At 67.5% G+C, this 1,349-nt stretch carries 1 protein-coding gene; it reads right to left on the bottom strand.

What is annotated here, in order from left to right; translation table 11 throughout:
- Nucleotides 1-39 precede the first annotated feature (39 nt).
- A protein-coding gene (locus tag DDV73_RS17315; RefSeq protein ID WP_109508521.1) for an IS3 family transposase occupies nucleotides 40-1,277 on the bottom strand; the annotation gives its coding sequence in 2 pieces (ribosomal slippage) (nucleotides 40-962 and nucleotides 962-1,277; 1,239 coding nt in all).
- Nucleotides 1,278-1,349 lie beyond the last annotated feature (72 nt).

The following is a 1,349-nucleotide window of genomic DNA, read 5'->3' as shown; positions in this document are numbered from 1 at the left end:
GGGCCTTCGCCCCGGATCTTGGACACGGTGGGTGGTTGATTACGCCGCGGTGGGCAGCGTAGTGGCCCGGCGGGCCTCGTAGGTGGACGGGGACAGGTAGCCGCACCAGGAGTGGCGTCGGCGGGTGTTGTAGCGGGTGGCCCACCGGAAGACCCGCCGACGAGCATCGGCCTCGTCGACGAACGTTGCTGCGCCGGCGAGGACTTCGCGCTTCAGCGTGGCGTTGAACGACTCGGCCAACGCGTTGTCGGCCGACGAGCCGACCGCACCCATGGACTGGGTCACGCCGAACTGGGTGCAGAGCCTGGCGTAGTCCTTGGAGGTGTAGACCGACCCGTGGTCGCTATGGAAGATCGCGCCCTTCAGTGAGCCACGGTCGAGGTGTGCGGCCTTGAGGGCGTCCTCGACGAGCTCGGTGCGCATGTGGTCCGCGACCGCCCAGCCGGTGAGCTTGCGGGAGCAGCAGTCGATCACCGTGGCCAGGTAGAGGTTGGAGCCGTCCGCCAGCGGCAGGTAGGTGATATCTCCGACGTACTTGGTGTTGATGGTCTCGGCGGTGAAGTCGCGCTCCAGCAGATCTGGCACCTTCTGGTCGGACGGCTCTGGAACCGTGGTCCGCACCCGTCGCCGCAGCCGGATCCCAGCCAGGCCGTGCTCGCGCATGACACGAGCGACGCGCTTGTGGTTGACCCGCTCGCCTACGGATTTGTCGTCGTTGAGCTCGGCCGTGACCCGCGGCGCACCATAGGCACGGTCGCCGCCCTGGGCTGGGTCTTGGATCGCCCGGATCTGCTCGGCCAGCTGCCGGTCGTCACTGGCACGCTCGGCTCGCGCGGGAGCTGCCTTGACCCAGGCATAGAACGATGACCGCGAGACCTCGACGAGCTCGCACAACCGCTTCACCTCGAAGGCGTGCTGGTGGTCGGCAACGAACTGGAAGCGGCTCACCAGTTCGTCTCCCCAGCGAAATACTTCGCGGCCTGACGAAGGATCGACTTCTCGGTCTCGATCTTCGCCTTCTCCGCCCGCAAAGCGACAACCTCGGCCTCGAGCCGGGCGACCTTCTCCGCCGTCGTCTCGGGCCGCCCAACCGGCGGCCTGGGGGTGCCGATCGGCGCGCTCGTCGCCCCCGTACCCAGAGTCCGCACCCACGCAGCCAACGTGCCCCGGGCGATACCCAGGTCGTCAGCGATGCCCTTCAACGTGGCACCCGGGGTGGACTCGAACAGATCGACGGCCTGCCGACGGAACTCGTCGGTGTAGTTCTTCCTGGCCATGGGTGGATCTTCTCGCTCTCCCCAGCAGAACTGCTGGATTCAAGCGTGTCCACGATCCGGGGTCAGGCCCCC

It is taken from the genome of Nocardioides speluncae, from assembly GCF_003121585.1.
Lineage (GTDB): Bacteria > Actinomycetota > Actinomycetes > Propionibacteriales > Nocardioidaceae > Nocardioides > Nocardioides speluncae.
The sequence above is the reverse complement of the archived record's forward strand: the minus strand, read 5'-3'. Positions and strand labels throughout refer to the sequence as shown.